The organism is Bacteroidetes Order II. bacterium, assembly GCA_016788705.1.
In the GTDB taxonomy this organism is placed as follows: domain Bacteria; phylum Bacteroidota; class Rhodothermia; order Rhodothermales; family UBA2364; genus UBA2364.
On sequence record JAEUSQ010000012.1, the window covers coordinates 42,243 to 66,726 of the forward strand.

General features: G+C 47.5%; 17 protein-coding genes. 2 read left to right on the forward strand and 15 right to left on the reverse strand.

The genetic code is table 11. The features are described 5' to 3' along the window. Positions 1 to 3: 3 nt before the first annotated feature. From JNN12_01955 to JNN12_02020, 14 genes are all read right to left on the reverse strand, one after another. Complete coding sequence (locus tag JNN12_01955) at positions 4 to 504, reverse strand: hypothetical protein (GenBank protein ID MBL7977075.1); 501 nt, start codon at positions 502 to 504, stop codon at positions 4 to 6. Continuing rightward, complete coding sequence (locus tag JNN12_01960) at positions 501 to 1,607, reverse strand: PAAR domain-containing protein (GenBank protein ID MBL7977076.1); 1,107 nt, start codon at positions 1,605 to 1,607, stop codon at positions 501 to 503. Before JNN12_01960 ends, JNN12_01955 begins: the two co-directional genes overlap by 4 nt. 14 nt (positions 1,608 to 1,621) lie before the next feature. Continuing rightward, positions 1,622 to 3,811: a type VI secretion system tip protein VgrG gene (gene tssI, locus JNN12_01965; GenBank protein MBL7977077.1), complete on the reverse strand. Its 2,190-nt coding sequence runs from the start codon at positions 3,809 to 3,811 to the stop codon at positions 1,622 to 1,624. A gap of 94 nt (positions 3,812 to 3,905) precedes the next feature. Continuing rightward, positions 3,906 to 6,527 (reverse strand): type VI secretion system ATPase TssH, encoded by a 2,622-nt coding sequence (tssH, locus tag JNN12_01970; protein ID MBL7977078.1) that lies wholly within the window; start codon positions 6,525 to 6,527, stop codon positions 3,906 to 3,908. A 91-nt stretch (positions 6,528 to 6,618) separates the two neighbouring features. Next, positions 6,619 to 7,629, reverse strand: a complete 1,011-nt coding sequence (gene tssG, locus JNN12_01975) for a type VI secretion system baseplate subunit TssG (GenBank protein MBL7977079.1) — start codon at positions 7,627 to 7,629, stop codon at positions 6,619 to 6,621. Between the two features lie 44 nt (positions 7,630 to 7,673). Continuing rightward, entirely contained in the window at positions 7,674 to 9,416 is a 1,743-nt protein-coding gene (gene tssF, locus JNN12_01980; GenBank protein ID MBL7977080.1) for a type VI secretion system baseplate subunit TssF, read from the reverse strand. A 52-nt stretch (positions 9,417 to 9,468) separates the two neighbouring features. Beyond that, the gene (tssE, locus tag JNN12_01985; GenBank protein ID MBL7977081.1) at positions 9,469 to 9,888 is read right to left on the reverse strand and encodes a type VI secretion system baseplate subunit TssE; all 420 of its coding nucleotides are present in this window, start codon (positions 9,886 to 9,888) and stop codon (positions 9,469 to 9,471) included. 117 nt (positions 9,889 to 10,005) lie between these two features. Further along, entirely contained in the window at positions 10,006 to 10,512 is a 507-nt protein-coding gene (locus JNN12_01990) for an Hcp family type VI secretion system effector (protein MBL7977082.1), read from the reverse strand. Between the two features lie 159 nt (positions 10,513 to 10,671). Then, positions 10,672 to 12,204: a type VI secretion system contractile sheath large subunit gene (gene tssC, locus JNN12_01995; GenBank protein ID MBL7977083.1), complete on the reverse strand. Its 1,533-nt coding sequence runs from the start codon at positions 12,202 to 12,204 to the stop codon at positions 10,672 to 10,674. A gap of 77 nt (positions 12,205 to 12,281) precedes the next feature. Further along, positions 12,282 to 12,785: a type VI secretion system contractile sheath small subunit gene (gene tssB, locus JNN12_02000; GenBank protein ID MBL7977084.1), complete on the reverse strand. Its 504-nt coding sequence runs from the start codon at positions 12,783 to 12,785 to the stop codon at positions 12,282 to 12,284. Between the two features lie 222 nt (positions 12,786 to 13,007). Continuing rightward, positions 13,008 to 14,768 carry a type VI secretion system protein TssA gene (gene tssA, locus JNN12_02005; protein ID MBL7977085.1) on the reverse strand — a complete coding sequence of 587 codons (1,761 nt, stop codon included), beginning with the start codon at positions 14,766 to 14,768 and terminating at the stop codon, positions 13,008 to 13,010. 70 nt (positions 14,769 to 14,838) lie between these two features. Then, positions 14,839 to 15,789 (reverse strand): type VI secretion system-associated protein TagF, encoded by a 951-nt coding sequence (gene tagF, locus JNN12_02010; protein MBL7977086.1) that lies wholly within the window; start codon positions 15,787 to 15,789, stop codon positions 14,839 to 14,841. A 164-nt stretch (positions 15,790 to 15,953) separates the two neighbouring features. Continuing rightward, entirely contained in the window at positions 15,954 to 18,914 is a 2,961-nt protein-coding gene (locus tag JNN12_02015; GenBank protein ID MBL7977087.1) for a T9SS type A sorting domain-containing protein, read from the reverse strand. Positions 18,915 to 19,062: 148 nt separating this feature from the next. Next, a complete protein-coding gene (locus JNN12_02020) occupies positions 19,063 to 19,968 on the reverse strand; it encodes a hypothetical protein (GenBank protein ID MBL7977088.1) in 906 nt (301 codons plus the stop codon). 256 nt (positions 19,969 to 20,224) lie between these two features. Here JNN12_02020 and carA point away from each other — a divergent pair, with 256 nt between their 5' ends. Then, positions 20,225 to 21,328, forward strand: a complete 1,104-nt coding sequence (gene carA, locus JNN12_02025; protein ID MBL7977089.1) for a glutamine-hydrolyzing carbamoyl-phosphate synthase small subunit — start codon at positions 20,225 to 20,227, stop codon at positions 21,326 to 21,328. Positions 21,329 to 21,427: 99 nt separating this feature from the next. Then, positions 21,428 to 24,256 carry a carbamoyl-phosphate synthase large subunit gene (carB, locus tag JNN12_02030; GenBank protein ID MBL7977090.1) on the forward strand — a complete coding sequence of 943 codons (2,829 nt, stop codon included), beginning with the start codon at positions 21,428 to 21,430 and terminating at the stop codon, positions 24,254 to 24,256. Positions 24,257 to 24,342: 86 nt separating this feature from the next. On the opposite strand, the gene JNN12_02035 is transcribed toward carB, so the two are convergent. Beyond that, on the reverse strand, positions 24,343 to 24,484 hold a 142-nt coding region (locus tag JNN12_02035), incomplete at its 5' end, for a hypothetical protein (protein ID MBL7977091.1).

The following is a 24,484-nucleotide window of genomic DNA, read 5'->3' on the forward strand; positions in this document are numbered from 1 at the left end:
AGCTTATATCCCTGCGTCTGCTTGGAGATCACTGTTTACTTGTGTACGCGCCGAAGCCGGATATCCTGACACAAAACCATTGGTGTCTCGTGCTTTATCTCCTTGAAAATTAAGGATTTCTCTGTCAGTTTTTCGGCCAAGGTCTCCGTCTATGTTTCCCAATTCGTAACCAAGCATGGCCAAGCGGCGTTGTAACCCTTTGTTGGCATTGGCTCCGGTCAGCGGCTCTATGGTACTGATAAATCGGATTTGATACCGTGTACCCAAAATCTCCAATTGGTTGTTGCCTGTCGGGGCAAGGCCATTGAGCCGGACTTCGCCGTTGGCACCTGTTGTTCCAGCAGGGCCTGTTGCCACACCATTGACATATAATTGATACCGCAGTCCCGAAATGCCGTTAGTATGTTTTCCAGGATAGGGCTGGAAGTATAAAATAGCCTGAGCCGTTGTAAAAGTGGCGGTTGTTCCGGGTAGAACAGCCGTTCCGGGTGGGGCGGCGCTCATCGGGTTTCTGTTGTTTTGGTGATGCCCGGATAGTCCAGAAACACCACTTTATGTGGAACAGGTGGCAGGTTTTCAATTTTTGCTTTACCGCTACCATCCGTCTGGCCTTTTCGTACTTCGCCGTTCGAGACATATACCAAATATGAAGCACTCGGAATCCCACGGCCTGTATCATCTTTTAGGAGAATCTGGATAAACGAGCTGAAACGCATGAGGTTAGAGCGTGTCTTGGTGTTTTGAATCAGGACTTCAAAATAAAATTCGGGCGAGGAAAAATGGGTTACAGGCTGGTTTGGATCCATAAACGGATGTTCATATTTCCATGAAACCGAGACTTTCTCTCCCTGCGTGGTGGATTCCACCTCGGCAATGACCACATCGGCCTTTTTGATGTCGCGTTTATGAATTTGGAAAAGGGCCTTGGTTCCGTTCTCAAATCCTAAAACTTTGGCTTCTAAGGTGAGGATGTCGCCAACTTTGGCTTCTTGTTTACTCCATTTGGCGCCATAGGCCGCATAAATTTCTACTTTGCTTTGACCGTTTTTTTTCATGCCATATCGGTGGATCAATCCGGCCCCGTTGCTGTGTCCTCTTTCCACACGCCCATCGGCATCGGTAAACGTATTGGGGACATTGGGGATAGGTTTTCCGGCTTTGTCTTTCACTTGAAACACCACCCAATGTTGAATGGGTTTCGGTTCGTGATTCAGCTTACTTAGGGCAATGGTAGCGCCCGTTTGCGCACTTCCACCCCCGCCTCCTCCGGGTGCGGCACTTCCGCCACCGCTTCCGGAGCCAGCACTTGTCCCGATCAAGACAGTCATACAGCCCAAGGCCACCACATCTGGTGGTCCAACGCAGACCAACATATCCCCCATCCGGAGCGCAGGCAAGCCGCCAATCAAAACGGTGGGCGCACCGGGTGGCAAGGCTGGCCCACCAACATGTGGAATGGGTGCTGGTGCTGGCGTGACCATTGGGCAAACGTGCATATCCCCCACCCGTGCGGCAGGCATACCACCAATTAATACCGTGGGTGCACCCATGACGATGGAACCGCCATGTGCCGTCATATCGCCCAATCTTGCTGCGGGTTGTCCCATAATTCACTTCCTCCTTAATTGATCATCACGATTCCGCCTTTGATGGTGGTCATGGCCGAGCCCGAAACTTCTGCCATGGTTCCTTTTACATTGGCTTGTACCGAGGCTTGTAGATTGGCATTCACATTGGCCTTCACCGTTGCGTTTACTTGTGCCTCTATGTTTACATTGATGCCTTTCATGTCCATATTCGCGCCTGCTTCTATGGCGTGGTTCGCTCCAGCCTTCGAGGTAATATTCGTATCGGCTTCGTTTGTAATTTCCATCGCTTTCACCTCGATGGCCTGTTTTACCTCGGTAGTGGATTTGCCGTCTATGATCAGTTTGTGATCACCGCCTACTTTTGTTTCCATTTCAGCGGTCTCAATCAGAAGTTTACCAGAGGGGCATTTGATGGAGATGTCCCCTTCCTCCGAGACAATGGAGACAGACTTTTCGTCGAAGTTAAGTGTAATACCCACTTTTGTGTCTTTGTCGGCCCATGTTGCAACGGCGCCAACAGGACTTTTGTCCACAATCGTGAAATAGTGCTTATCTATGGTGTAGAGCTTAAATCCGGAAATTCCGTCCTTCTCGTCCTGTAGCAAGAAGTCGTGGCCTTTCGCCGTTTTAATATTGATACTCTTTTGGTCGTCGTCCATCACAATCACATGTCCAGTTTTGGTTGTGATCTGAATTTTATTGTGTTCATCGTCCAGAACCAAGTCGTGCGCATCTGCCGAGGTAAGCTGTATTTTTGTTTTGTCTTTCTCGTCGCTCATCTTTAGAATATTACCTGCCCATGTTCGAATGATGTTTTCATAAGCATTTTGGTTGGTAACGGGCGTATTATTAGAAGGATTAGGTATGGTTCCAAGCGCCATCGGGCGGTCCACATTGCCGTCCATAAACGCCAAAACCATCTCGGTATTGGCATGATTGGGAAAGTGAATGCCATAGTCGGCTCCGGTATAGGGCTGCGACATACGGATAGGTAAAGACGATTGCCCAGATTGCGTGGAGTCCTGATCGAAAGGAAGTTTTACGTGGTATTCACCGTTTTTGTCCACAAAAGCATATTGTCCGCCTGCCGATTCCACCTTCGCGGTGATAATGCCATGAATGCGTGGAATGGTGGTTTTTCTCTCTGGTCGAAAAGGGACATTGGCTGGAATACAACGGAAATGATTGGCATATTTGGGACGATTACCTCCTGAGTCCAAACCAATGCCTTGACTGCCCTCATGTCGTACTTCGGTAAGGAGATAGTCTATGTTGCGCTCGCTTCGGTAGTGTTGCTCCAGCGAAAAAATAAGCCCACTTCGGAATGCGCCACAGTCACTTTCCCCATCAATGAGCAGTTTTTGGCTGTTAAAATATTCTTGACGAACCTGTACTAAATAGTTGCCGTGTCCTGTATGCTGATAATCGGGTGCATATTCATAGTGAAGCCCGGCCAACGCCTGTGCGGAGGCTTTTTCTACGGCCAAATTCAAGTTTGGCGAACGATAATAATAATCGTCTAATAGTGTTTTTCCGGTAGTCAGTTGGGCACTAAAGATGAAGTTGCGTACAATCTCTTGGTCGTCGCTATCGCTAAGCCCGCCTTCGTGGTGAAAAGGTAGCGCGCCTCCTTCGATGTGTGGATTAGATAAACTATCATCACAAATCATGAGTTTATCTACATCCCCCGAGTGGTCGAAGTAATAGAACATCCCATAATGTTCTAGCTGGCGGAAGATAAAGTCTAAGTCCGACTCTTGGTATTGAATCGTAAACTCTCGAGTAGGGTAGCGGGTTGAGTTGGTTGCGGGAAGCTCAAAGTCTTGTCCTGCACTAAAACCGCCATCGGAGAGTAATTTTTTAATAATGTCCAAGATGCTCATGTTCTGGAAAACCCGACTATACTGCCCCAAGCCGAGACGGGTTAGACGGGGAACCATCACAAATTCGTATAAAAAGCGACCTCCAGACATATGGCCTTGCTTAAAAAAGGAGACCAAACCATGAAATGGCATGTCTTTTCCGTCGCGTTCTATATATAAATGACAGGTCTGATTGATCAGGTCTTCATAGATCATCTGGTCATCGTCCGAGATCAAGTCAATATCGAACCGAAATAATTCGGAAATGGCTTCGCGTCCTTGAAAATGGAGTACCTCCCAAGAATCGGTGCTGGTACTGCCCGCTTCGAAGGTTATATGTGCATCTCGATTGGCAGGCATAGGAATGGGTGCTGAATGATAAGAAAGAGATAAGTTCCGAAGCCCGGCATAAGCATTGTGGGGCTTCGGAACCAAAAGCTACCGATAAGACCAATCAGGTAAAAGTATAGGTAAAGTTGCCATCGGCATCAATACCCAACAAGAGCGCATCAGGCATGTTTTCATCCACCATACGGAGGAGAAGGGCACGCGAGGCTTCGGGAAGTACGGTTCGGTCTATAATAAAATCTATATTCCGGGCACCACTATCCACCTGCGTACAGCGTTCCACAATGCGTTCCACCACTTCGTCGGAGTAGGAAAACGTCATTTGGTGAGAGGCCGCCAATCGTTTACCAATTCGGTTGAGTTTGAGTTTGGTAATGGCCCTAACGGCTTCTTTGTTGAGCGGGTAGTAGGGAATCACCTTCATACGTGCCAGAAGCGCGGGTTGGAAGTGTCCTACCAAATCGCGGTGAATGGCATCGCGCATGGCATCGGGCGATGGGCGCGGGTCTTCCAAGCCCATCGTGGTCAGGGTTTCCGTTCCTAAATTGGAAGTAAGCATGATTACGGTGTTGCGGAAGTCAATCTCCCGTCCTTCGCCATCTCGCATAAAGCCTTTGTCGAAGACCTGATAGAACAGGTTCATTACATCTTTATGCGCTTTTTCGCATTCATCCAAGAGAACAACAGAATAAGGTCTTTGCCGAACGGCTTCGGTCAGGATACCGCCCTCCCCATAGCCCACATATCCTGGAGGCGCACCTTTCAACTGCGAGACGGTATGGGATTCCTGGTATTCACTCATGTTAATGGTGGTCAGGAATTTTTCGCCGCCAAACATTTCCTCGGCCACCATGCGGGCGGTTTCGGTCTTTCCCGTTCCACTTGGCCCCACAAAAAGGAATACTGCAATGGGCGCATCGGGGTTCTTCATACCCGCCTTGGCCGTCCGAATGACATCCGAGACATCCTCGATGGCCTCGTCTTGTCCTTTAATATGGGCTTTCAGGCGGTCGTCCATTTCTAAAAGGGTCTTGGCCTCGTCCTTCATCATGCTTCCTACCGGAATACCCGTCCAGTCTGCAATGATTTGTGCAATGACCGCCGGATTCACCTCGGCATGAACCAAGGGGTCTTCGCCCTGAATACCCTTGAGTTGTTCTTGGTAGCCAGACATTTCGGTACGGAGCGCCATTAAGTCACCATCCTGATTGGAGATTTTTTCTCGGATGTCTCTAATTTTTAAGACGATATCCAATTCTTCTTTCCATCGTTTCTCGAAGGCTTCTTTTTGGACGTTGGCTTCTGCAAGTTCGCCCAGCAGTTTGTTCAGTTTTTCGAGATCATCAGAAAGGCCGGTGGCAATATCGCGCTTATTGGCCTCAATCTCTACCTCCAGATTTGCAATGGTCCGTTCTATGTCATCCAATTGCCCCGGCTTGGCGGTTTGGCCCATTTTCACCCGTGCAGAAGCAGTGTCTAATAAGTCCACCGCTTTATCGGGCAATTGGCGTCCGGCAATATAGCGTGAGGAAAGAGCGGCTGCGGCTTGGGTGGCTTCGGTAGAGATGTGGAGTTTATGGAATTTCTCGTAGATACCTTTGATGCCGCGCAACATCATGGAGGCTTTTTCGATGTCTGGTTCTTCCACTTTGATGGGTTGGAAGCGGCGCTCTAATGCAGGGTCTTTCTCGATATATTGTTTGTATTCGGAAAACGTTGTGGCGGCAATCGTCCGAAGTTCACCACGTGCCAAGGCGGGCTTTAGCAAATTCGCCGCATCGCCTGTTCCTTGCGAGCCACCCGCGCCAATTAGTGTATGTGCTTCATCAATGAATAAGATGATGGGCTTGGGCGCGGCCCTCAATTCCTCAATCACGTTTTTGAGGCGGTTTTCAAATTCACCTTTTACGCCTGCACCGGCCTGCAAGAGAGCGAGGTCCAGACCACGAATTTCGCATTCTTTGAGCGAATCCGGTACATCCCCCTCCACCAAACGCAATGCCAAGCCCTCGACGATGGCCGTTTTTCCAACGCCCGCTTCTCCAATAAGGATCGGGTTGTTTTTTCGGCGGCGGCTCAGTACGTCTATCGCCTGACGAATCTCGGCATCACGCCCAAAAATTGGGTCTATTTTTCCGGCGCGGGCCTTTCCAGTTACGTCGGTCGTATAAAGGTCTAAGGCCGTTTCGCCGCTGGCCTGTTCCCCTGCCGTCACATTGTGGGGCATATTTCCGGCGGACCTACTGGCCATCGTGTCTTCAATGGAGCCACCCACTACCTCGCGAAATTTTTGCCGAAGATCATCCGTTGCTACGCCCGAAAGGGCTTCAACATAGCCCTCCAATCGCAGAGTATCCGCCGTAAGGATGGCTTCCACCATATGGCCAGAACGCACTTCGTTGGCGTTATGATGTACGGATGCCACCACCCAAGCCGACTCGACCAACTGTAACAATACGGGTGAAAAAGAGGGCCTTCCGGTATTTCCTGTGCGAAAACTTTCCAAGCGGTGTTGTAATACCACCCAAAGGTTGTTTTTGGGAATGCCGTAATGATCCATAATTTTGGTGATGTCACCCGTTCCGTCTTCCATCATTTTGAGCAGTAAATGCTCTAACGAGACTTCGTAGTGACCGCGTGTAATGCAAAATCCGGCGGCGGCCTCCATCATGCGGGTATTGTAGGCATTCAGCCGAGAAAGAAGTTTGCGTAAGTCTTTGGTAACCATACGGTTGAAGGGCATTATGCGGTGGTGATACCGCAGGTGAGAAGGAACGTTTTGTATAGGTGGAGGGGCCAAAGCCTGCACCTGTTTTGATTCAAAAATATTGGATGATTCGCTTGTGTAAGGCTTCTTTGGCATGACCCAGCATACCAGTAAGCCCAAGCCGCATAGGTTTGTCTTTCCCCAGCGATTGGCGGGGCAAGAGGTTCGCAGGTATTTCCAGTTGTAGGTCATAACTCAGGCCATCCGGCGCATAAAGTCCTACCAAATAGCGGATCATGGCTTCATACTGGCCACCGGGCAATAAGCCCAGATATTGTTCTAAGGAATGGATCTGCATATGAATACGGAACTTACCAGAAATATCGAATAATTTGCGGCCAAGCGTGATGTTATTGCCAAGCAACATGCCATTTCGGGATTTCCGGCTCATAACAGGGCGTTCGCTGAGTTCCACCCATCGGGGAATGTTTTCCTGAATTCTTACCTTTGTGTCTTCAAAAAATGCCTCTAAAAGGGCACGTAAACCTTCGACATTTCGGGTGGGAGAAGAAAGCCGCCCGGCAAACGCTGCCAAACGCATCGGCGAAAAAAAATGGCCGGAACGCTGGTCTGGAAGACCAATGCCAGCCAATGCAAAAAAACGTTCGGCATGACGGTCCACATGCTCGTTCTGTGCCTGAAGCGAGGGTTGGTACTTCTTCCAAGCCCTAAAAAAATGTTGATAAAGCCGATGATTAAAGAAATCTAAAAAAGTCTTTAAGGGCAAGGTATAAGCCTGATCGGTCGCGATTTCATCGTAAAAATAAACCGGAAGCGGTGATGCAATGCCATATAGCCCCATGAAGGTTACGGTCACTGCGGGCATAGAATGGCCATGCCGTTGCGTTATTTCAATGTTTTTGACATCTGACGGCGGGAATATCAATCCTGTATGCGGTTGAATAAAAACCGGATGCGTCTCGTTATCAGTATAAACATCGCTTCGTTTTTGGTCCCCATATTGCCGTTCTAAGAGCATCACCGCCTGAAAGAAGTCGAATTGATGCGGTTCTTGCAACATGCGTTCCATGACGCGGTGGCTGGGTTTCTTTTTAATGGCCATAGATTCCGTTTTTCATTCTGACTTTATGAAACTGGTTTAACGCCTTATAAAACTGGTTTAACGCCTTTTTGCGGCGCCCATTCATATGTCTTTCCAGAAGGCATCGAAACAAGCGTGAGATATACAAACGAATTAATAGTGGCATACATGCCCAAAAAATGGCTCATTACCAATCCGAAAAGGCATAAGTCTCCTTCGTCTGCAAAAGCCCCATCTTGAACTTCCAAGACCACTTCGGAGCCACGAATGATGGCCCCCCGATATACCCGCTCTTTGGGTCGCCAGATAATGCTGCGTATGCCTTCGATGCGCTTGCGGTTGGCTTCGCTGCGCTCCCAGTCGTACAGGCTAAGCAAAAGCCGGAAAGAGATTGGATTGGCGATGGACATGTGGTTCATCGAAAGATGAGAAATCAGTTTCCAGAAAAAATTCTGGTCACGCGGCGGATGACGGTCTAACGTGGGTTGGGTCAAATTGCGCAACTGTACCACATCTGCAAAACCAGGCGGCGGCTTGGAAATATCGCCTTCTTTTAGGTGTTCACGGGGCAAACTTCGGTTGGTAGCCAAGGCCGTAATGGAAAGGGTCTCGTTAGCCAAGTCTTGATCGAGGTTAGAGCCTAAAATGGAAAGATACATGTCGTATTGTCCCGAAGGGGCTTGCCGGATCTTAGTCGTGTAAAACCTTCCTTTTTCGTCTCGTTCAAATGAATAAAACGGTTTATAATAATGCCGTCGGTTGGTTCGCTCTTCAATTCCTACGACTTCGGTGGTATCATAAAGCTCAAAACTACGTGGCGCATTGGTGTCGGGATTAATGCGATACTCGGTCGTGAGATGATCCACCCGAATAGGGGTTGTGTCTTTTGGAAAGAGGTTGATAATGGGGGTACAGTGGAGCCGGATATTATCCGTTTTAAAACGCCGATCTTCTGGGAAGGAGCGGTCAAAGTCCACCCGTACTTCAAAAAACGTTGGTGGTTCTTCTGGGGTAAAGCGATCAAAGCCACACAAATCCACAAACCAGAATTTGGGCCGGAAGCTGAAATATTCTTGCAACAACCGAAATCCTTTAAAAGAAAACCGAGAATAGGGTAAGAGACCGTCTTCCTCCATAAATCCACAAGGTTCTACCCACGACTGATTGTTGGCAATGGTAAATGGCTGGTCCTCAGGCCCACAAAAGAGGGTCACGCGCCGTACATGGCGGGTCATAAACAAATGCAGGGTAGAAGCAATGGCTGGATCTGCATAAAAAAACAGCCGGAGTTTTCCGTTTTTAAAACGGAGATTTTCAAAGGAAGCCCCTTTTAATAAATCAAACCTCAAGTTGAGGCTCGAACTGCCCGGTATCCAAGTCATTTCGGCTTTGGACAAGGTCAATGGGTGAACGTCCAAAGCGTTGGTGGTCGTAAAACGGCAGGCGACATTTTCTGGCCCCACAGGCTTAGAAATGACTTCGGTTCCAGCAGCATAGCTTGTAGTTTCTTGAATAACACCGATTTTAGGGCGCATTTCTAAGATAGACAGACCGGGAATAGGGCGCAGATAATGGGGCCACATTAGGTTAAATAACCCCTCGGTATATTCCGGTAAATCATCGTCTAGGCGCTCATGAATCCGCCCAGAAAGAAAAGCGAATCCTTCAAATAACCGCTCCACGTATGGGTCGCGATCGGTAATGCTGTCTAAATTCAGAAAACGGGCGGTTTCCGGATGCGCCTGTGCAAATGCTTTGCCGGCTTCGTGCAGATACCGCATTTCTTCTTCGTAGTATTTTCTCGACACGGTCTAAGGGCTTAGGGCAATCGGTGGGCAAACCGGTGCCTTTTCTGAGTGTTCAGGGTTCTCGCCGCACGGGCGAAACATCAATTAATTCGGTGGCCGAAATGGTGGTTTGAAAGCGTACAATTTGCTTTTTATCCAACTTGGCCCGAAGTACAAAGATGAGGCGCATTTGGTTTACATCGGTATGCTGGTAACTAATGTTTACTTGTGTGAGCCTCGGTTCATATTTTCGAACCACTTCCTCCAACAGTTTTTTGAGTTGCTCGGCCCCCCAAGGCATATCTCGGTAGAGCGTATGCAAGTCTGGCAAACCATAATCCGGTAAATGTTCGATGGCGCCTTGTCGGGTGTTAAACAGCCGACGGAGGTTTGCCATCACACTATAAAGCCGTTGGTCGCGTTCTGGGACGGAAGAAAGCGGGTTTTGCACGTCAAAGTGTCCCAGAAGAACGTCTAAAAGACTTGCTTGCATGGGTTGGGGATTGATCCGGCATCAAGGAAAGCGGGTTGCCGGAGGTCTTACTTCAAAATGCCGAAACCCCGAAGGTTTCCCAACGGAGTTTCGGTGAAAACGAACCTTTAAACAGGTTTATACTACTGGACTTTCCCAGTCATCCTCGGCGGTGATACCACCATCATTCCACGTCCATTCGATCTTTTGATAGGTAAAGGCAATTTCTTCGTACTCGGCGTAGCGGGTGAGTTCCGGATTTTTGTTGTTCAGCATTCGGAAATTGACGGAAGCGATATTGGCATTGGTCAATTTGATGGTGTAGTGTTGTTTTTCCGTTCCACCGCCACCAACAGCACCACCAATTTGTGGCGTCCAGAACTGGAGTTCAAATTCGGTGATGTTTTCGTTGTTCACAAGTGCATTATAGAGCAACGGCGAAGATTTGTCTAACTCTTTGGTAATGACCAAGGGCTTGTGCATCCGTTTGCCCGTTGGAAGCCCGCTGGCTGCATCACGCGGGCTAATGATTTCATGATTTACGGCGATCACCATAATTTTGCCTTCGCGGCCTTTTTGGGTAACACTGCCTTTGATTTCGCCTTGTTTCTGGCCTTTCAGTTTCAGATAAGCATTGAGTGCCATTTCGATTCTCCGTTTTGTAGTGATAGGTTTTGTTTTAAGTTGTTGTAATTTGAAGTGTTTACTTACACTATTAATAACGCATGGAATTGGAAAAAGGGATCATAGAGATCAGATTATTTAGGTTACCGAGGAAGAAAACTTTCTCGGTAACCCCATTTGCTATTTGGCGGGCATTTTTCCGACAAGAGAAAGGTTAATGTCCATTCCCTCAATCTGGAAGTGTGGCATAATCATGGTTTCGACACGATAGAATCCAGGGTTGTCCCCTACTTCCGATACTGTTACCTGAGCCCCTTTTAAGGGGTAACGGGCAATAACTGCCGGGGAAGGATTCGACATCTCAGTGACCAAACTTTTCAGCCAGCGGTTCAGTTCTTCTTCTATGACCACACGGCTCTTGGTAGAACCAATGTTTTCGCGTTGCATTACTTTCAGATAGTGCGAAATGCGGGAAGCCAAAAAGATGTAGGGCAACCGAGAATTGATCCGACTGTTTGCGGTCGCAAACTCGTCGTCATAAATTTTGGCCTTTTGTGCCGAATTTGCCGAGAAGAAACACGCAAAATCGCGATTTTGATAATGGCTAAGGGGAATAAAGCCCAAATTCGCGCACTGAAACTCCAAGGTTTCGCTGATAGGGACCTCGGTGGGGGTTTTGAGTTGTTTGCCCTTGCCTACATCATACAGGTGGACTGGCAGGTCTTCCACTTTACCACCTGCTTCCGGCCCGCGTATCTGCACCGACCAACCATCTGCCATAAACGCTTTCGCCATGTTGGTGGCCATCGCAAAAGTGGCATTGGCCCACAGGTATTTATCGTGATCGCTGCCTTTTACGTTTTCTTGGTAATTAAACGCTTTCACGGGGTTGTCGTCGCCATAAGGCAGACGGGCCATAAAGCGCGGCATGGTGAGTCCTACATAGCGAGAATCATCGGTCGCACGGAAGGCATTCCATTTAATGTAATCGGATGTTTCCATATAAGCGCCCAAGTCAGGGATTTTTTTCCACTCTTCCATACTGGATTTGCCGAAGAATTTCGGGCCAATGGAGCCAAGGAATGGACAATGAGCAGAGGCCGCCACCTTAGACATATTGGTCAGTAGGTTCACATCCTTTGCAGAACTGTCGAACTCGAAGTTGGAGACGATGGTGGCGTAGGGCGTTGCACCAGGTTGATCATAGGCATCGGTATAAATGTGTTTGTATAGCGGAGACTGTATCAGTTCCGGTGAATCTTCGAAAGATTCGGCCAGTTCGTCTTTGTCCACATCTAATATCTCCACCTTAACGTTTTTCCGGAAGTCAATCCGATCCACCATAAATTTGAGTCCACGCCAAGAAGACTCCATTTTTTGGAAGGTAGGGTGGTGCATAACCGCATCCAACTGCTGGCTTATTTTTTGGTCTATGCTGGCCACCATGGCGTCTATAAAATGCTTGTCTAAACGGTCTAACGGGGTATCGAGTGCGGCAACCGTATCCACAAAAACACTAAGTGCGGCAGCCATCATCTCGTTTTTAGATTGATTGGCCAGTTGATCTCCTTCTTTGAAAACCTTTAGATTTACGGTTTCAGAAGGTTTCTCCATGTTAACTTGGGCAAAGAGGCTGTCTAATAAGCTGTCTTTACCATCTAATTCTTGAACCTGAGCGCCAGGAGCGCCCGAAGCCTGTTGTGTAGCAGACATGTAAGTAAGGTTTCGAGGGTTAATAAAAACAATTGCCGATCCCGCCCAGCCCAATATCGGTGGGCATCGGAGACGCATTAGGCATCTTGAGCATCATCAGGTACGATTTTGTGCAATTCGTCGGCAAGTCGTGCCAATGCGTCTTTGTCTTTGATAATGGTTTCAAGCTGGCGCCGAAAGTCACCCAAGGTGATAACGCGGTTTCGTAAGTCTTGCAACAGGTTCCGGGTGGCAAGCATCTTGTCCAACTCTGGAATTTGTTTGGCCACATTTTCCGGCGTAAAGTCTTTCATGCTCTCCACCTTTACTTGTACCTTCATTTCGGCTTCAGGGTCATCTTTCAGGTGATTGGCTACCACCATGTCCAACTTCATCTCCCGCGATTTTAGGATATCCTCGAAGTTGTCTTTGTTCACATTGATGATGTCCCGATCCGCGATGTCTTCGTCTTTAGAGCCGCCAAAATCTCCCATCACCAACATCCGGAAAGGCAATTCTTCGCGAACCAATGCGTCGCCTTTTTTTACATCCAGAAAGAGGTTGATACGGGCAGGGGGTTTTTCATGTTGGAAACTGCTCATGCGTTTTGCTCCAAGTGTTTATCCTTTACATGCGGTTGGGAAAATGCCGTTGACTCGGATTGTCGCAAGGTAAAGGTTTGTGAGGGGTCTATAATTGTGTTATGAAGAATGAATTTCGTGGATCAGCGGAAGTATCCGGGCCATAGGCAATAAAGATGCGCTTCATGTGGCCTTTATAGATACCAATTTTTTTATTCAAAATCAAGACTCATTTTGAGAAAATCAAGAATCAATTTCTGTCAATGTTTCCTGAGGTAAAGTATTTTTTGAGATGGATTTAGGCCGTTCTCCAATAGCTGTGAGGGCAAAGCGTACATCGGTCCGGCTCATTTTATCCAAAACTGTCTCCATCTTTTCTTGCCAATAGATTTGTCGGTCCTCATTGGCCTCCGACAATAGGGCTTTATAACAACGGTATTGATTTAGCCAGACATCCAAGGCAAGTGCTGGCTCCCACCGCGCCAGTCCTATGGCTTCTCCTTCGGAATCCAGCGTTTCCAGAAGTGGCAAGGCAATGCGGTTGAAGCCCACTTTACTACACAAAATGGCCACCATCAGGCGACGCCTAAACCGCGCCCTTCCAGAGAGGTCGGCTTCCATGCCAGCCTGAAGTTTTGCTACCGCCGTTGCGGCCCCTACGTCCTCGATTGTTTTTTGAGCTTCTTTGAACGCTGCTACCAACTCGGCCTCCTCTTCCCCCGCCGTAATCATCAGATTACCACCTCCTCCGCCCCCGCCTGCCCCAATGAAAGGCACAACCACATCTTCGATCCATGTTTGGGTGATTGGGGAAGCAAAGGGGGTTCCGTCATTAAAGCGAAGCGCAGGCAATCCCGGTACTTTTTGCAACATCAGGGCCAGTTCGGTCAGAATCGCTTCTTTTGCCATCACAAAGTCGCTGCCTGCTTTTTCAAGGGCCTGCACCAAAATACGCTGTAAATCTAAGATGAGCGGATAGGGAAATTCTTGCATCAAGCCTTCCACTTCTTCGATGATGGTCGCGAGGTCTTGGTTGGCCAATTCTCCGGTGTAGTAGTTGTAGCGGTGTGGTTCGGGAGCGGGTAGCATGTCGTTGGCTGGCTCGGACGTGAGGCCTGCCCACATGGCCAAGCGCATCATCCGGTACGAAGCCGGGTGACGACGGTCGGCGGCGCGAATGGCGGCACAAAGTTGCGGGACGGCCATGATTGCATCGTCCACCGTACCAAACGAAGAAGGCAAGCTAACCGAGGGGGCCGGAGAGGGGGCCACCTCGGTCGTGGGGGCAATTTCGGGGGTGGGGGCATCGGTAGTCGTCTCTGCGAGATCCGGCGGTGGAGGCGGTGGCGTGGGAGGAGCCGCCACTTGTTTGGCCAATTTCTCTAATCCCACCTTGAACTCGGTCGTAGGAGGGGCATGTTCATTGAGTTCCTTCATCCAAAATCCGGAGAGGAAGCTAAGATGCGTCTTAATGGCCTCAAAAGCGACCTCATCTCCCGACTGGGGCTTATATCGTTCTGCCCAATTGATCAATTTGGGCATCATGAAGTTCAGGGCCGCACCACGTAATCGCGGTTTTTTCTTTTCAGGATAACCCTGATCCCAATAGTTTTCGGCAAAAATGTGTAAGGCCCCAAAACCTTCCGCAAGACCCGTTGCCCCTTGATCGTATGCCAAACCTACATTCATGTAAGCAATTACCAAAAGATTTTTGGACTTGTTTTTCAGAATATTGCGGCTTGCGGAAACGATAAGGGCATATTGTGTTCCCGAAGAGACTGCTGCGCCTTTAATGGCCACATTTTGCTGGGTGCCAACCAAGGATTTGGATTGCTCCATGAGCTTTTCTTGGTCCACACTACCAGAAACGAGGCTCATTTTGTCCACCTCATTCTTGATGGTTACAAAATCAAAATCTTCGTTCGGATCTATCCGGCTTCCGGCAGGGTTGTCGCCGGGGATTGGGGCCAAGACTTCTTCGAGGAGAGGCGTAAGGTTTTCCATACGTCAAATACGGAGCTGAATCCGTGTGTTTGCTGGGTGAAGGTTCTGTTTGATAATACGGTTTTTTTGCCTAAATGCGCTCAGGGATTTTTTGGATTATTTGGGCAAGGCTCATAGCCGGGTTTTCCAAGGATTCCCTGACATGGTACGGGATGGCTTGGCCTACAATGGTTCCGTAACCCATCGGATAGACGGCTGGAAGCCCCATTTCACCGTCTAAGAGGGCAATTAAAGCATCTGGGTTTGGTTTCTCGAGAAATATTAATAGGCGGCGCGAGCCACGAGATTGAGGCAAAGACCAAAAGAGGCTTGGGTAAATGGCCGAGCCCCACAACCGCAGAACAGCCGTTAGCCAAAAAGCGACCTCGGTAGCCACCACCGTTTCCGAGGCACTCAGGGGCAAGACAATACCGGGAAATTTTCGGTTTTTCTCTAATCGTGCAAAATGGATAAAATTGAATAGCTGATGCCACAAATCCATTCTGCGAAAATCTTTAAAATCTCCGTAGATCCCAAACCAAAACGCGGCTTGTGTCGTCGTTTCCAAAAATAATTTCAGGTGGTTTTGGGCCTGTGCAAAGAATACTTTATCAGGAAGAGGCAAACTGTGTACCATTTGTTCGATGTGTGGATGCAAAAGATCGGGCGAAGGTTGATCAAGGTACTCCACTGTCTTTCGATAGGCTGGATGCAAGGCTAAGACTAAAGAAGGGAGGAGCGTATGGGCTAATCCTTGTAATGCTCCGCGTATGCCAAAGGTTATAGGGAATAGTCTGCCGGATTTATCGCGGCTGGTTTGGAGGCGACCAGAAAGAAAGCGGTGGCTCGAAGGATCGGCGTAGAAATAATGGTAGGGCGGGGCTTTTCGCCAAATGAGTTCCCAGTCCGCTTCCCAGTGCGTTCTTCCGGCAAGGATGCCTTCTTGAAGCCAAATGTCGAAGTGGCTCACATCTGGCCCGGTGGCCTGAACCCGAACAAAGTCCCCAAATGCAGGCAACTTCCCAAAACAGAATGGCAGCATAGGTCTGAAAGGTTTGCAACAGAAAGAGGTGTACCAGCCACAAAAGCGGAATAGCAGCAAGTAGAGAAGCCATTTTACAACACCTTCACGGAAAATGCAAGTCCGTGCATAAAATAGTACCAATAGGGGATGCGCCCATCTGTTATACCAAAGGGTGTATCTGCCTAGTTTTTTGGACGTTGCAGGGTGAATTTCCTGATCTGTTGTAAGTCCCCTGCCTGAAAATGCAGGAAATAGATGCCCGCAGACAGCAATTTGGCATCTAAGGTATGCGTATGATGGCCTGCACCCAGTGGCAACGAAACCAAGGGCAGTACCTCGCGCCCCAAAACATCATATACCCGAATTTTTACCGTTTGCGCCTGTGGAAGGCTAAAAGATACCGTACCAATGGTAGAAAATGGGTTGGGGTAAACACCTGAAATAGAAAAATTTGTTGGTGATTCGGATTCGTTGGCGATGGGGGCTTGAATTGGGATTGGGGTTGCAGTAGTAAAGGTTAAATCATCAAAAATCTTTGTAACACCGTCTCCCAGATGCGTCATTTCTACACTATATCCAAAAACGGGGTACATTTTGGTCGCTGCTGAAAAATGCTTTTTCAGGTCTGCTGGTGTTATAGATACGATCTCTGAAGAACGATTGGGGTCTAAAACATCTGACTTAATGATTTTTCGTTCCAATAATTCAAAACTTTCATTTCGCAATTCAAGTATTAGTTTTGCAGGAACAGGCTTGCCTAAATCATTAGTCGAGATCATATTGGCTTTTACTGCCCAATTATAAAAAGCATTAGGATATGTTCCCGCATTGCCTCGTCCAAGCGGAAGTATATCAAAGTCATTGTCTTTTGTTCTGCTTAGTGTAACATTGGTGATATTTGGAGAATCAATTTCGGGATAAAATATATTTACATTCGCCCCAAAGTTACTATTGTGCTTCGGAGAAAATACAGAAATCAAATATTGACCTTGGTTGATAGTAAGATTGGGTAAAAATGCAAAGTAAAGATATCCGCCTTCTATTTTGGTAGTATTTGGGTTAAATAAATCTTTGGATGTAAGAGTCCAGTTAAGAACAGCATCATCTGGGAAAAGAGTATTCAGCTCAACTTTTTTAATTCCTGTGGTGTTTGTATAAAAGTTTCTTCCATAACTTTCATTGAGAGTTGCATAAAAACTTTGAGACTCAATTACTTGTGTTACCAAACTTGGTGGTTGAATTGATATATCAAAGCGACCAGTAAAACCTTTGGCGATCTTAATTTCAAGCATGCCATTGTTTTTCACTGTAGCAGTAACTAAGTTCGGTTTATTTATTGACACACGTACACTCGTCCAATCTGAGATATTGAGTAGTACTTGTTTTAAATCATAGGTTTGAGTCGTTTCCTCATTAATAAATTGTAATGCTGATTTCATGGCATTAATAGATGTGTCATTACCCCATGTAGGCGACAATCCCGCCTCTTTCACCTCCACACTCACATCCTTCTCAATTATGCCTCCTTTGCCATCATCTACTATTATCTTCCCCGAATACGTGCGAGCAGGCGTTGTTGTTTTTGAGCGTATTTCTACATTGCCACCTACCACGCTAACATTAAACAGGTTTGCATCGAAAGTGCCAATAAACGTTGCTGTCAGGGCATCATTTTCGATGTCGGAAGCAGGAATTTGGGCAAGAAGTCCTGAAATGCCCGCCGTAACGTTGTTGTAGAGGGTGACAGAACCAAGTATTGGGGCATCATTTACGGGAGTGATGGTAATGGCTACTGTCTGATCGGCAAGTCCATCATGTTTGATGGTGATAGTTCCCGTACCGTTTGCATCTTTTGCAGGTGTAAAGGTCAGTTTATTGCTAACAGCATCTGCGGTGAGTGTGCCAAGACTGACAGGCGAAAAGGTAAAACGGAGTTTGACAAGATCGAGGTTTGAGCCAAGGGGCGAAAGATTGATGGTTTTTGCAGGTGCGTCTTCTGTGGTATTGAGGGTTTGGACGAAGGTAGTGAGTGTAGGAGACCAAGAAGGGATAGAACCGTCTGGGATTTCATAGACATATGTTCTGACGCCATCGGTGAACATAGGATAGAATTTGCCATTTATTTCAACAATGGTAGGGGCTCCTTCTTTGAAAGCACTTTGGGTAGATTGAGTTCCGGTGTATTGCATTTCATATTTCTGACCGGTAGAAGTATTGAGTAGTGACCACTTGTATTCTTTGACTCCATTTGTAAATGCAATTTCTTTGATAGCCATGAGCATTTCACCTTTTGTTGTTTTATAAACATTAAATTCTGTGAAATCTATGGATGGGAATGATTTTATTAAATTAATTTTTTCGCCATTTTGTTCGGCAAAAACACCGTTTTCATCCATGAGATACATGCCATCACTTCCTCCTAAAGGCTTTCCTGCAAGAACTAAATAATCTTTTGAGACACCATTGATAGTATATTTAATCACTTGGAATTTCTGTAGAATACTACTAAATTGTATAAGAGAATTCCCCTGTTGGTCTTTATTATCATAAAATTTTTGTGAATTTCCATCAAAATATATTTTCTTCCCATTCAGCTCAAAAATTCCTTCATTAATACCCAAACTATCCAAATCTACAAAAGAATAACTCACTACACCATTTGCATCTTTTGTCGAGACCATCCTTTTGAACATGCTTTGTCCTTTGTCCCAGAAGACGAGACTGCCATCTTTGTCGGTGAATTCATAATCAAGATTTCCAGCGATGTTTGGTTGGACTACATTGCTTGCAAGAGCAAGTGTATAAGTACCATTTACAAGCTTCATTTCATAAATTCCTTTTGTTCCATTTTTATTTTCAATAATAAATTTAACTCCATTTTGATCCTGAAAACATGCAACATTTACTCCGTAATTTAAAATATTGCTTATTGCATTTACTATAATAGGATTAAATTCATGGAAGTGCGTTTCTATATCATCTATTTCTTGAGTTTGGGTAGTAGGAAGATCGGGTAGATCTGTATTTTTTACAACGCGGGCTTCTGCTGTAGTGGTACTTGTTGGAAAGGTAATTTGCGCCTTGGTGCTTGCGGTGCAAAGCATCAAGTTTAGGGCAACGATGAGGATGTGGCGTGTTTTCATAGGATTGGGTGCTTGCAGATTTGCATTTTTTTGCTCAATTTCATTGTAACGGTTGGGCGGGACGATGGTTCCTTGCTTGCGACCAACTGAAGCAAGCCTTGGGCAGGTTTTCTAACCCTTTGATGGGTGGATTTGTTGAGCCTCGGTGTTATTCAACCCCAAATTGCATGTCGAGGACGTAGGTACTGGGGATTGCTTTGCCATTGAGGCGGGCAGGACGGAAAAGGTGGCGGGTAGCTGCATTCATTGCAGCATCTTCAAGGCCATATTCCAAGCGATCAATGGGTGTTTCGGTTCCTTTTTTGTCTAAGAGCCATCGTTTTAAGATACGGGCGATAGTCACTTTTCCGGTCTCATCTATCGTAACTTCTACACTTACCTTGGCCAATATTCGTTTACTACGGGCTGCTTCGGTGTATTCTGGTGTAACAATGCGTACTAATTTCGGGGCAATTCTTACATCCGGTTGAGTAGGTTTGTTGTTCCCATTGCCCGTTCCCTCGCCCGTGCCATTCCCGTCCCCCCGCCCATCGCCGATACCATCCCCCACCCCATTTCCCACCCCACTTCCGATGCCGGAAGAGGTCGCAACCGCCGTAGAGTCTCCTTTTTGGGTGGTGGTTGCGGCAACTTTGGGCTTCAATTCCTCGATGGTGGGTGGCGGCTCTTCTACTTGTACTTCTTCGTCGCGGCGGATAACGGGCGGCACAAAGCGAATGGTTGGCCGTACTGCGGGAGCAGGTGTACCGCCACCAGCAGGGCCACCAATGGGTGCTTTGGGGAGGAGTTCTACCTTGGGTTTAGGAAGTGAGGGTGGCTCAGGAAGGGTAACCAATTGGGCGACCACATCCTGTTTAGTGACATTGATTTGGGGTGGGTAAATCCATTTATGTGTAAAGAAAACGATGCTTAAGAATAGGGAAACCAGTAGAACGATTAATCCTGCCAAGCGCATATGAGCCGGGAATATCTGCCGTAAGGCATATGCCCCATATGCCCTATTTCTTTCCGAAAAAATGGTGTCTAAGATTGCTATTTCATCTCTAATTTCCATGTCCAGTCCGCGTGATCTATCTTGATTTTTAATGAATGAACCTGCCAAAGGTTTTGTTTACGGGATGTTACCCGTATTTTAAGCCGTCTAAATCACCCGTAAGATAACACCGGATACATGCAAGAACCACCCCTCGATTGTAAGTTGTTGGATGAACCCCTTCAATAGACATATGAAACGGTGAACAGCTGGGCTTTCCGTAGTGGAAGGCTTTTTTTGTATTCGGTCATTTGAAACCGCTTTCAAAAAACCAAGAATGAACGAAACGGCAAAATTGGCACTCTCGGATGGAATCGTGGTAACAGGCGTTGCGCGCGGTTTTCGAGGTGAAACCACTGGTGAACTCTGCTTTAATACCAGCATGACAGGCTATCAGGAAATTGCAACGGATCCAAGTTATGTAGGGCAAATCATGATGATGACCTATCCCCATATTGGGAACTATGGCGCCGCCGAAGCAGATCTTGAAGCCCGAAAAGTCATGATTTCTGGCTTGGTGGTGCGCTCATTCACGGACGATTACTCCAATCCCCGTGCCGAAGAATCGTTAGATAGTTTCCTGAAACGGCACAAGGTAGTGGCCATTTCGGGCATAGATACACGCCGTTTGGTGCGCCATATCCGCGAAAAAGGGGTGATGAATGCCGTTATCTCGTCGGTGGACTTGGACGATGGAAGATTGGTGGAGAGGGCCAAACGTGTGCCCTCGATGGATGGTCTTGAGTTGGCAAGCCGTGTTTCTACCGAGGTTGCCTATGATTTTTGTAGTGGGCAAGGGCCACGTGTGGCCGTATTTGATTTTGGGTGCAAACTGAATATTCTGCGGTCTTTCCAAAGTCGGAATTGTACGGTACGGGTGTTTCCACACGATACGCCGTTGGCAGAGGTGCTGAAGTGGCAGCCTGAGGGCTTGTTTTTCTCGAATGGTCCGGGTGATCCGCGTGCGATGCCAGAGCAAATAAAGGTGGCGCAAGAGGCCATTCAGATGGGTCTCCCGATGTTTGGTATTTGTCTGGGGCATCAATTGATGGCGCTGGCAAATGGCTTGGAGGTGTATAAAATGCACGTGGGACACCGGGGAGCGAATCATCCTGTTAAGAATTTGACTACAGGACATGTGGAGATTTCTACACAAAACCATGGTTTTGCCGTAGGGAAGGAGGCGGTAAACAACTCGGTGGCGGATATAACCCATATTAACCTCAACGACCAGACGGTGGAAGGGCTGCGCTTCCGGCAGTTCAAAGGATTCTCGGTGCAATATCACCCCGAAGCTTCGCCCGGCCCGCATGATAGCCAATACCTGTTCGATCAATTTCTGGCGGATATTGTCGCGACCCAAACCGCTATTCGCGTGTGATCATACTTTGTCCAGCGATGAAGCGACTGATGCATTTTTCTGGGCGGGTGTAAACCTATTACGGTGTTCAAAACGAATTTAAACAGGAACTTACATAAAATGCCAAAACGCACAGACATCAAAAAAATCTTGTTAATCGGTTCCGGGCCTATCATTATTGGACAGGCATGTGAGTTCGATTATTCGGGAACACAGGCAGCCCGCTCGCTTAAAAAAGAAGGCTACGAAGTGATTTTGGTCAACTCGAATCCAGCAACCATCATGACCGATCCGATGACCGCCGATCGGATTTATTTGCAGGAATTGACACCCAAATCCATCAAAAAAATCTGTGAGACCGAGTGTCCAGACGCAGTATTGCCTACGATGGGAGGACAGACAGCCCTTAATTTGGCAAGGACGCTCCATCACGAAGGGTTCTGGAAAAAGAGGAATATTGACATTATTGGGGTGGACATAGACGCCATAGATATCACCGAAGATCGTCAACAATTTCGGGATCTGATGGAGAAAATTGGGGTGGATCAGGCGCGAAGTCGTGTGGCCAATTCTCTGCTTGAGGCCAAGGAAATTACCCAGGAATTGGGTGGATTGCCCGTGGTGATTCGTCCGAGCTTTACACTGGGTGGAACAGGTGGCGGTATCGTTTGGACACAGGACGAATTCGACCGGAAGGTGATCCGAGGACTCGAAATGTCTCCGGTTCATGAGGTACTGATTGAAGAAAGCATGTTTGGCTGGAAAGAGTATGAATTGGAACTCTTGCGAGATGCCAACGACAATGTCATTATTATTTGCGGCATCGAGAATTTAGATCCGATGGGGGTTCATACGGGCGATTCGTTGACGGTTGCGCCTACACAAACGCTTTCAGATAAAGATTTTCAGCGGATGCGGGATGCGGCCATTCGGATGATGCGTTCTATTGGGACATTTGCTGGCGGGTGTAATGTACAATTCGCTTTTAATCCGAAAACGGGCCGTATGATTGCCATCGAGATCAATCCCCGTGTTTCGCGCTCATCGGCGTTGGCTTCTAAAGCGACGGGTTATCCAATTGCCAAGGTGGCTTCTAAATTGGCGATAGGCTATACCTTAGACGAACTTCCCAACGACGTGACGGGAACCACTTCGGCCTGTTTTGAGCCGAGTATAGATTATGTGGTGACAAAGGTTCCACGCTTTAATTTTGATAAATTTGAAGGTGCCGATGAAGTACTGACCACCCAGATGAAGGCGGTGGGCGAGGTGATGGCCATCGGACGTACCTTCACAGAATCGCTCCAAAAAGCGTGGCAGAGTATGGAAATTGGGCGTGCCGGATTGGGTGCAGATCGTGAAGAGCCTAGCCGAAACGTCATTCGGACGCGTCTGCAAAAACCGTATTGGGACAGCACCCTGCAAATTCGTTCCGCATTGAAAATGGGGGCATCGGTGGAAGAAATTGCCGACATTACCAAGGTGGATAAGTGGTTTTTGTACCAAATTCAATATCTGGTTCGGTTAGAAAAACAAATCGCCCCGCACCACTTGCAAACGTTGCCCTTGGCACTCTTGCGGCAGGCCAAACAAAATGGCTTTTCGGATGCACAATTGGCGTTTTTGCTCCAAGGGGATGTTTCTGAAGATGATGTGCGGCAACACCGGAAACACTTGGGCCTAAAGCCTGTATTCCAATTGGTGGATACGTGTGCGGGTGAGTTTCCGGCACAAACTCCTTATTTCTATTCGACATATGCCGATGAGAATGAGTCGGAAGTTTCGGAACGAGAAAAGGTGGTGATTATTGGTTCTGGCCCTAACCGAATTGGGCAAGGTATCGAGTTCGATTATTCTTGCGTCCATGCTGTCTTGGCCGCAAAGGAAAGCGGTTACGAGGCCATTATGATCAATTGTAATCCCGAGACGGTTTCTACGGATTTCGATATTGCGGATAAGCTGTATTTTGAACCCGTTTTCTTTGAACGGGTAATGGATGTGATTGAGCACGAAAAGCCCATTGGTGTGATCGTTCAGATGGGGGGGCAAACGGCCTTGCGCATTTCCCGCCAATTGCACGAAGTGGGTATTCGGATTTTAGGTACATCATATAAAAATATGGACTTAGCTGAAGATCGCGGGCAGTTTTCTCGTTTGCTTAAACAGCTCGAAATCCCTTACCCGCCCTTTGGCGTGGCGCATTCTCCGAGCGAGGCCGCAGTAGTTTCCGAGACCATCGGCTATCCTATTTTGGTACGCCCTAGCTATGTTTTGGGTGGGCAAGGTATGAGGATTGCCATTAACAAAGACGAGGTGCGCGAATATGCCCAACGGATCTTTGATATTTTTCCGGACAATCAATTGCTCTTAGACCTCTTTCTGGAAGGCGGAGTAGAGATAGACGTAGATGCTTTGTCGGATGGCGAAGACGTACATATCTGTGGAATTATGCAACAAATAGAACCTGCTGGTGTGCATTCCGGAGATTCTACGGCGGTGCTGCCGCCTTTTTCGCTAAAGCCACACGTGATCGAAACCATTACATCTTATACCCGCTCTATTGCGCGTGCCATGAAGGCCGTAGGCTTGGTAAACATCCAGATGGTGGTCAAAAAAGATGATGTGTATGTCATAGAGGCGAATCCACGTGCCAGTCGTACCGTGCCATTTGTTGCAAAAGCAACAGGCGTGCCAATTTCGAATTATGCAACACGGCTGATGCTGGGCGAGAAGTTGGCCAAGTTCCGTGATGCTGGGTTGCTGGTTTCCAAGTTGGTGGGGTATGCAATCAAAGAACCTGTGTTCTCTTGGGATAAGTTTCCGGAGGTTTCCAAAGAACTTGGTCCGGAAATGAAATCCACCGGCGAAGCGATCGTCTTTATTGACGAACTTTCGGACGATCATTTCCAAAAGCCATACGAAATGCGGAACTTATACCTTAAGCGGTAGTTTTTTGTTAGCGTAAGTGTGCAATAGGTCGGCGTCTGTTAGATTTCCGGCCTGTTTTGGTGAATTGGGGATAAGGCACTGCAAAACTACAAGGCTACGTCCTCCAGCCGTTGCGCAGCCATGGCTTTTCCGTACAAGTCCAGAATTTTATCGGTTGGGGCATCTTGAATGGTTTTATGCCAACCATCCGACAGCGAGCCGAACTTAGCGGTGAGGGCTTCCACCACG

Bases quoted from the DNA above. Each gene is read 5' to 3' on its own strand.
- JNN12_01955 (MBL7977075.1), bottom strand. From the start codon at position 504: ATGAGCGCCGCCCCACCCGGAACGGCTGTTCTACCCGGAACAACCGCC.
- JNN12_01960 (MBL7977076.1), bottom strand. From the start codon at position 1,607: ATGGGACAACCCGCAGCAAGATTGGGCGATATGACGGCACATGGCGGT.
- tssI (MBL7977077.1), bottom strand. From the start codon at position 3,811: ATGCCTGCCAATCGAGATGCACATATAACCTTCGAAGCGGGCAGTACC.
- tssH (MBL7977078.1), bottom strand. From the start codon at position 6,527: ATGGTTACCAAAGACTTACGCAAACTTCTTTCTCGGCTGAATGCCTAC.
- tssG (MBL7977079.1), bottom strand. From the start codon at position 7,629: ATGGCCATTAAAAAGAAACCCAGCCACCGCGTCATGGAACGCATGTTG.
- tssE (MBL7977081.1), bottom strand. From the start codon at position 9,888: ATGCAAGCAAGTCTTTTAGACGTTCTTCTGGGACACTTTGACGTGCAA.
- JNN12_01990 (MBL7977082.1), bottom strand. From the start codon at position 10,512: ATGGCACTCAATGCTTATCTGAAACTGAAAGGCCAGAAACAAGGCGAA.
- tssC (MBL7977083.1), bottom strand. From the start codon at position 12,204: ATGTCTGCTACACAACAGGCTTCGGGCGCTCCTGGCGCTCAGGTTCAA.
- tssB (MBL7977084.1), bottom strand. From the start codon at position 12,785: ATGAGCAGTTTCCAACATGAAAAACCCCCTGCCCGTATCAACCTCTTT.
- tssA (MBL7977085.1), bottom strand. From the start codon at position 14,768: ATGGAAAACCTTACGCCTCTCCTCGAAGAAGTCTTGGCCCCAATCCCC.
- tagF (MBL7977086.1), bottom strand. From the start codon at position 15,789: ATGCTGCCATTCTGTTTTGGGAAGTTGCCTGCATTTGGGGACTTTGTT.
- JNN12_02015 (MBL7977087.1), bottom strand. From the start codon at position 18,914: ATGAAAACACGCCACATCCTCATCGTTGCCCTAAACTTGATGCTTTGC.
- JNN12_02020 (MBL7977088.1), bottom strand. From the start codon at position 19,968: ATGGAAATTAGAGATGAAATAGCAATCTTAGACACCATTTTTTCGGAA.
- carA (MBL7977089.1), top strand. From the start codon at position 20,225: ATGAACGAAACGGCAAAATTGGCACTCTCGGATGGAATCGTGGTAACA.
- carB (MBL7977090.1), top strand. From the start codon at position 21,428: ATGCCAAAACGCACAGACATCAAAAAAATCTTGTTAATCGGTTCCGGG.